Annotated in this window: 6 protein-coding genes and 1 pseudogene; all 7 read right to left on the bottom strand. The window is 66.8% G+C overall.

What is annotated here, in order from left to right:
• A pseudogene (locus tag BST38_RS29245) lies at window positions 1-747 on the bottom strand (hypothetical protein); the annotation flags it as partial.
• Window positions 747-1031 (bottom strand): ESX-1 system-associated protein, encoded by a 285-nt coding sequence (locus tag BST38_RS29930; protein ID WP_494337776.1) that lies wholly within the window; start codon window positions 1029-1031, stop codon window positions 747-749. The pseudogene BST38_RS29245 and the gene BST38_RS29930, both read right to left, overlap by 1 nt.
• On the bottom strand, window positions 1031-1996 hold the full coding sequence (locus BST38_RS29240; RefSeq protein WP_133057244.1) for an ESX-1 system-associated protein: 966 nt from the start codon (window positions 1994-1996) through the stop codon (window positions 1031-1033). The genes BST38_RS29930 and BST38_RS29240 overlap by 1 nt, the downstream gene beginning before the upstream one ends.
• A 287-nt stretch (window positions 1997-2283) precedes the next feature.
• Window positions 2284-2640 (bottom strand): YbaB/EbfC family nucleoid-associated protein, encoded by a 357-nt coding sequence (locus BST38_RS16460; RefSeq protein ID WP_083144407.1) that lies wholly within the window; start codon window positions 2638-2640, stop codon window positions 2284-2286.
• Window positions 2637-4256 (bottom strand): PPE domain-containing protein, encoded by a 1620-nt coding sequence (locus tag BST38_RS16455; protein ID WP_083144406.1) that lies wholly within the window; start codon window positions 4254-4256, stop codon window positions 2637-2639. Before BST38_RS16455 ends, BST38_RS16460 begins: the two co-directional genes overlap by 4 nt.
• A gap of 22 nt (window positions 4257-4278) precedes the next feature.
• The gene (eccE, locus tag BST38_RS16450; RefSeq protein WP_083144405.1) at window positions 4279-5676 is read right to left on the bottom strand and encodes a type VII secretion protein EccE; all 1398 of its coding nucleotides are present in this window, start codon (window positions 5674-5676) and stop codon (window positions 4279-4281) included.
• Window positions 5673-7019 (bottom strand): type VII secretion-associated serine protease mycosin, encoded by a 1347-nt coding sequence (gene mycP, locus BST38_RS16445; protein ID WP_083144404.1) that lies wholly within the window; start codon window positions 7017-7019, stop codon window positions 5673-5675. The genes eccE and mycP overlap by 4 nt, the downstream gene beginning before the upstream one ends.
• Window positions 7020-7030: the final 11 nt, after the last annotated feature.

The following is a 7030-nucleotide window of genomic DNA, read 5'->3' as shown; positions in this document are numbered from 1 at the left end:
GGTGGGGGGTGTGGTTGGGGAGGTGGCCGGTGAATGCGAAGGGTGCTGGTTTCCCGCGGTCTCGAAACTTCGCTCGCTAGCGAGTTCATAGGGTTCGGCCGGAGTCGGCGAGTAGGTCGCATTGCTTGTGACTTGTGCACCCCTACCTCCTTTTACAAAGTGGAAGGCGGGCGGAGATTTGTCCGATACGGCCTGAACTGGAGAAACGGGAGCTGGACCAGGGACTGCTGAAGGTGGCGGCGTCCAGTTTGCAAAGGCATTCGTGGCTATCTGTTCGGCACCTGATGCAACGACAGCAGCGTTAACTGAGTTCTGCCATGCCAGGTACATCCTGAGCAGCACCTGCTTGGTGCCCTCGCTGAAATCGCCAGTTGTGCGAAGGTCTTGAATAACCTTTTGAGCAGCCTGCAGGTTCCGGTTGATCAAGTTCTTCGTCTGGACTATTACCTGAGCGCTGAAGTTGTAATAGGCGTAGCCCTTTCCTAGGTGGGCTTCGAGCGCCTTCATCGCCCTGTGCGTTTCTTCTAGGGAATCCCTCGCACCGTCGGCGGCGCTGCCAGCCCACAATCCGCCATCGAACACCTGGGTGACCGATCCCTGCCATGTCGCGGCCGTTTGGTAGACGGTGTCCCTTCGGCCGAGGAACTCGGTGGCCCTTTGGGTCAAGATGTCCTCGTCCACGTCGGGCCAGGCAGATGGTTCGGTCATCTCCTCGATGTACTCACCGGAAATCTTCGCGACGCCCATTAGGGCGCCTCAACGTTGTCGCCGGGGGTCGTGTACGCGAATCGCTCGTCAGTGTAGGCACGGTCGCATGCGAATGACTGTTCGCAGAAAAGCGGTACGTTGCGGTGGGGAGTTCTTTTCGCTACATCGACAGTTCTTTTCGCCACTTCCTGCGGCACGTTTCCGAGCGCCCCGTGGTGTCGGGATTGGTCTGGTGTCCGCTTCGTTGCCGCAATGAGCGCAGCGCAGCCGTTCCAGGCAAATATTGATGCCAGTTGTCTTTGACTGTTGGATTTGGCATCCATTAACGAACCCCTGCGGCCTTACACGCTTGGTCATTAGTTGCGACCAAGTAAGCGGCAACATTAGCCAGATGGCCGTCGGCGGGTACATAACTCGGGAAGGACTGAACGAAGGCTCGCCGATACTGGGCTGCAAGCGCTGCAAAGTCGTCAAAGATTGCGTTCTCGCTGCGCATCCCAATGTCTTGAATCTGGTTCGCATTGGAGCTCATAACGTTCGATACCTGCGTCCAAATGGATCTCTGTTGCGGCGACCATTGTTCGACCGGAAGGTTGGGATCTGTCGAAAGCCATTCGGCAGTCTGGACATCGAACCTATCGACGGTTGAAATCCACTCCGGACAGATAGGTGGCGCATCGGACTCGGTGATGAAACGCATAGGGTCTTCCGGGTCCCCGGGGGATTCCAAATGCAAAGGTGCAGGTGAGGGCACTGTTAGTGGTGCACGGGCTGCGGCAGACCCGTACTCGATCGCGGAGCAAATCCATGTCACGGCGTTAGAAGTTCCTGTCGCAACGCGCGCGAGGTGGTCGTTCGACGGCTGATAAGCAGGGAGAGCTTCGACGTATGCGTGCCAGTAGGCGACGGACTGTTCGTAGAGTTCCCGCATGACGCGGTGCGGCGTTTCTACCGACAGCGCGCTGGTCTCGTCTGCGGCTTTGCGCATCGCGGTGGCGATGTCCGCGTATTGCTTTCGTTGTTCCGAATTCCATTGCGCGGCTGGGGTCGTAGGGTCCCGGCTGTCCCAGCCCTGTGACGCGATTGCAGCGAACGCGTTGATTACCGGCGCCCAATCGGCGCAGGTGGGGTCCTTGGTGATGATCTCTATCGGGCCGTCGTCGCCTGCGCTCGCAACTTCAGCAGCGTCAGGGATAGGCCCCGGCGGAGGGCCGGCGGAATGCCGCCCATGCTCAGGATCGCTCCGTGTAACCAAGAACGTGACCGCTACCGTCACGACCACGACCACCAACAGCGCCAGTCCACCTAAAACCCATTTGGTAGCGCGAGCAGTGCGCGGCGAGTTCGCCGGTGGCGGACCCCAGGGAGGACCGGTGGGCGGAGGGGGCATCTGCCCAGGAGGTGTACTCACGTGCACCACTCACGAACTTGCGTCATCCCATCCTCCAAAGTCATTGCCAGGCCAATCGCGTCAACGACCCCGACTGAACCAGCGTAAGAGACCGAGAGCACTCACGGGTGCGCCGAACGCCGACGCCGTATTTAACGGCGCCGCAACCAAATTGCTTTTGAACGTCATTCGGGTGCGCGCCCTGGCTCATCGGTGATCTCCGCCGCGATCTCAGCGACCACCGCATCGAGCAGCTCGCGATCAGCGTTGATAACCTCCGTCGCCTCCGCGTTGGCCTTCTGCAACGCCTCGTTGACCCGGTCCTCCACGGTCTCGGCGCCCAGTCGCAGCAGCCCGTCCTGGATGTAGACGTCCTTGAGCCAGTGATGCCCGTTCAACGTCACCTCGACGGTGTCGCTGTCATCCGCCGCGGTGAACGACCCGGTATCCATCTTGTGCAGCTGCTCGTCCATCAAAGACTGCAGACGCTTCGCTTGCCGCAGCACCGCAGCCACTTCGGGATGCAATTCGTCGTCGGTCATTGGGTGTCTCCCCTCCTGGTGTCGTCGGGATTGCCCCGGCGTCGCGGCCTGACACCGATGACCTGCTCGGTGTGCGGTCGATCCTCCACGTAGAGCGGCTCGTCTGTGGACAGCTGCGGATTGCGCTTCTTCTCTCCCGCGCCACCCGCCTGTGCGCCGTGCATCGGTGCCATGCCGCCCATACCGCCGCCCACCATCGCGCCGCCGCCCGCACCCGCGGACGCCACCGGAGCCGGCGCACCTGCGCGTCCGGGTGTCGGCGCCACCGTCTCCGCCCCCACCGCCGGCTGCAGCGGCGACGACGGCACTCCACCGCCACCGCCGCCACCGCCGGCCGAACCTCCGCCCGCGGCAGCAGGTTTGAGAGTCGGCCCGGTCGGAGGCTTCAGGTCGGTGCCCTTGCCGGATCCGGGAGTCCCACCGCCAGGGCCGCCCCCGGGGGACCCACCGCCGGGCGGCCCGCCCCCCTGCTGGCCGCCACCTTGTTGACCGCCGCCCTGCTGGCCGGTCTGTTGACCGCCCTGCTGCGCCGCCTGCGCTGCGGGATCGGTCGCAGACGCCGGCGAAACAGGCGCCTCCTGCGGTGTCTGAGGCCGGCCGCCTCCGGCTGGGCCTTCAGCCGGTGCGCCCCCGCCGGAAGCCGATGTGCCCCTGCGCTCTTCGTCTTCGGGCCGGGCGGCAACCCCGCGGGCATTCGGGTCGCCGTTCCCGGTGACGGGCGAGGTCGGCGCATTCGACGTCGGACGCGGCTGCGGGGGCTGCACCGGAGTCGGGCGTCCCCCGTTGGCGTACGCCTCGCGGATCGCCTCCGACTCCTGATACAGCGCTTCCATCTTCAGCTGAATGGCGCGGGCGGCTCCGCCGTCGGACTGCCCGGACAGCAGTTGGGTCCGCAACGCTTCGTACTCGGCGCGCACCGGCGCGTTCGCGGCCTTGGCCTGATCATGGGAAATCGCGAGCTTCTCGGCTTCGGCGGCCAACTGGGTCCACTTCCCGGCCAGCGCCTGCAGCCACCCCCCGAACGCCTTGAACTTCGTGTACGCCGCCTCGGCGGCGACCCCCTCCCAGTTCTGCATCCGGATCTCGAAAGGTATTGCGGCCTGGGTGAGCCGGCCCGCGGCGGCGGTCCACTCCGCAGCCGCCGACCGCAGCGTCGACGCCTGGTCGCCCCCGTGGAGCTTCTCATCCGTCTCGATCGGGTCGAGGATGTCACCGTCGGTCGGGACGTCCTCGAAGGACGACATCGGCGGGGGAACCGGCGGGTCCGGAGCGGTGTTGGTCCCGACAGGCACGGGCGCGCTTGCCGGGCTTGAGGATCCGCCCGGCATCGAGGCGTCGATGTTGCGGCGCGATGCCTCGTCGACGTCCTCGTAGGCTTTCCCGACCAGGCGCAGCGTCTCGGCCAGTCGCCGGCTCTCCGCGATGCCCCATTTCTGCTCGGCGCCCAGCGCCTGGGCGTTCTTCACCAGGTTGCGCACCGAAGCCGTCGTGGCGGCGAGTACGTCGGGATCGCCGACGGTGGCGGCAGTCGGATCGCCGCCCCACGGGATGCCCTCGATCATGGTCGCCTTGCCGTACAGATCGCTGGGGTCGACCTTGAGTTCGCCGTCGGCCATTACCGGGACCCCTTCCTGCGGATCATGATTCGAGCGCCATCTGGTAGCGGCTCTCCTCGCGCGGGTTGATCAGCCGGATCGGGAGTTGCTTGTGACGCGGTGTGGCGATGTAGCTGTCCCGCAACATCACTCGGCCGACGCCGGGATGCGGGCGCAGATACGTCGTCGCCTGCGGCCAGGACACCTTCGGCACAGGACCGATGCCGGCGTTGACGAACCCGGCGAACTCCCGGAACTGCGGCAGCAGGGTCACGTTCGCCCCTGCCGCGGCGGCTCGCACCACGAACTGCGTGAACAGCCGCGCGTTGCCGAGGTTGATGCTGACGTCGATGTCGTCGAACGGCATGTACACCGGGTAGCGGTCAGCGGTCTCGCCGACGAGCACGCCCGCCGATCCGACGGGCAGCTCGTGGTGACGGTCGCTCACCGGGCTCTCGCCCAGCAGCGCCGCCCGCTGTCCGCCGTACAGGCACGAGAATCCGCGCGGTGTCGAAGGATTCGCCAGCGTCGTCAGCAGCACGGTGGTGGTCGGCGCGGTGCCGGGCATGATCCGCACACGCGTGAGGGTGTGGTCCGCCCGCGCGGACCACCACACGTCGGGCCCGCCCGGGGCGTGGTAGGCGGCGGTGAAAGTGCTGCGGCCCTTGACCATCGACCAGGTCTCGCGCTCGAAGCTGATGTCGGTGGCGTGGTCGAAATCGGTGAAGCTGCGGGCCGGGCGACCATCGACACCGCTGCCTGCCAGCTGGTCGGCGATCCGCGTCGTCGACGACACCAGGTACTGGGCCAGTCCGGATACTCCCGCGTCACGGCGCAACGCTGACTTGCGCGTCTTGTCCGGATCGGCGCGCAACACGATCCACGTTCGGCGGTTCGCCGGTGCCGGATAGGGACCGACGACCTGTTCGTACAGCCCCACGAGCGCGGCAGGCGCGGTGCGGCCCACCCGGTAGCCGGCCGAGACGACGTCGGCCTCCAAGTCGGGACAGTGTGCGGTGAGCAGGTTTTCGAGAAGTCTGGTGTCGATCACGTCGTCGGTGGCCGCGCTGCCGTTGACGATGACGGTCGGGGTGAATGGGCGGGGGATCAGCTCGATCGCCGAAACCAGGTAGCCGTGCTGCCACCTCAGCGCGACGTGGTCTCCGGGCAGCACGGTCGCACCGACCGCGGACTCGGAGGGCGTCGGCGGGGGCTGCTTGTGGCGGCGCCGCCACGCGAACAACGCGGCCACCCATCCGCTGACGCGTCGGCCCCGGATCGTGACGAACGCCGACAACGCAAGCAGCACCGCCAGTGCCACGCCCAGCCACATCAGGTCCAACGGCGCGAGAATCAGGATGCATGCCGGGATGAGCACCGCCGCCCACAGGGCATGGCCGGTGGTGAACTTCAGGCCGAAGATCGAGGCGAACCTGCTCATCGGCGCCCCAGGGCCCGCCGGGCCAACGCCCCGACGCCGAGCAACGCCGCCACCCCGATGCCGATCACCACGACCCAGGTGATCGGGCTGCGATCCGGCGGAGGGTTGTACACCGGGGGCGGAATCGCCTTGACGTTGTAGGGGATTTCGGACGGGCCGGCAGGCACGTCCCAGGTCAGTGCCGCCACCGGGTCGATGACGCCGGCGCCGACGATGTTGTTCACGCCGCCGCCGGGATGGCGGGCCGTCGCGGTGATTCGATTGATGATCTGGCCTGGCGTCAGTTCGGGGAAGCGTTGCTTGACCAGCGCCGCCAGTCCCGACACGTACGCCGCCGAGAACGACGTGCCGCTGACCGGGATCAGCCCGTCTTCACCCTGGAGAGCGTTGACCGGGTTGCCGTCGTATCCGAGCGCGACCAGGTTCTCTCCAGGGGCGGCGGCGCCCACCCACGGTCCCTGCACCGAGAAGCCGCTGGGTTGCCCGTTGGGGGCGATGCTGCCGACGGTGAGGACTAACGGCGAATACCAGGCCGGCGACACGATCGTCTGCACCTCGTTCCAGCCGCGGGGATCCGCGGGCAGCGCGGGGTCCGGCGGTGGATTCTGGGTGCAGTTCTCCCCGGTGTTCCCGGCCGCGGCGACGATCACGGCGCCCTTGTCGTTGACGGCGTAGTTGACGGCCGCACCGACCACCGCTTCGTCGATCCGGCGCGTCACCTTGTAGCAGGCGGCCTCGCTGATGTTGATGACCTGGGCGCCCAGGTTGGCCGCGTGCACGATCGCGCGGGCCAGGCTACGCAGGGACCCCGCTGTCTGTGTCGCGTTCGGGTCGTTCGGGTCGCTGCGGGCGCCGACGGGGGAGAAGCTGTCCGAGGTCTGACGCAGCGACAGGATGCGGGCGTCAGGGGCCATACCCACGAACGCGTCGGTGGGCGCGGGGCGACCGGCGATCACCGCGGCCGTCAGCGTGCCGTGTGCGTCGCAGTCGGACATGCCGTTGCCTGCGGCGTCGACGAACTCGCCGCCGGGTTCGGCGGGAACGCGCGCAGATCCGTTGACGCCAGTGTCGATAACGGCGACGGTGACACCGGCGCCGGTCGCGAACTTCTGCGCTTCGGCGATCTGCAGGTAGTCGCCGGCCCATGGGCGGTCGGCGAAATTCGAGTCCGGGAACACGGCCGGCGTGGCACAGATGCGCCGCTGTTCCATCGGCTGATCCGGTCCGGTCTCGTCCGGGGGAACGGCCGCGGGGTCGATGATCGGCTGCTCGATGGCTCCGGCGGGCGGGGCGGCGAGCAGCACCAGCAACACCGCGGCGATCAGCGCCCCGGTGCGCCGCACGCGCGCTCACC

Origin of the sequence: Mycolicibacterium parafortuitum (assembly GCF_002086815.1) — a bacterium.
Lineage (GTDB): Bacteria > Actinomycetota > Actinomycetes > Mycobacteriales > Mycobacteriaceae > Mycobacterium > Mycobacterium parafortuitum.
This window is presented reverse-complemented; position numbering and strand designations above follow the sequence as displayed.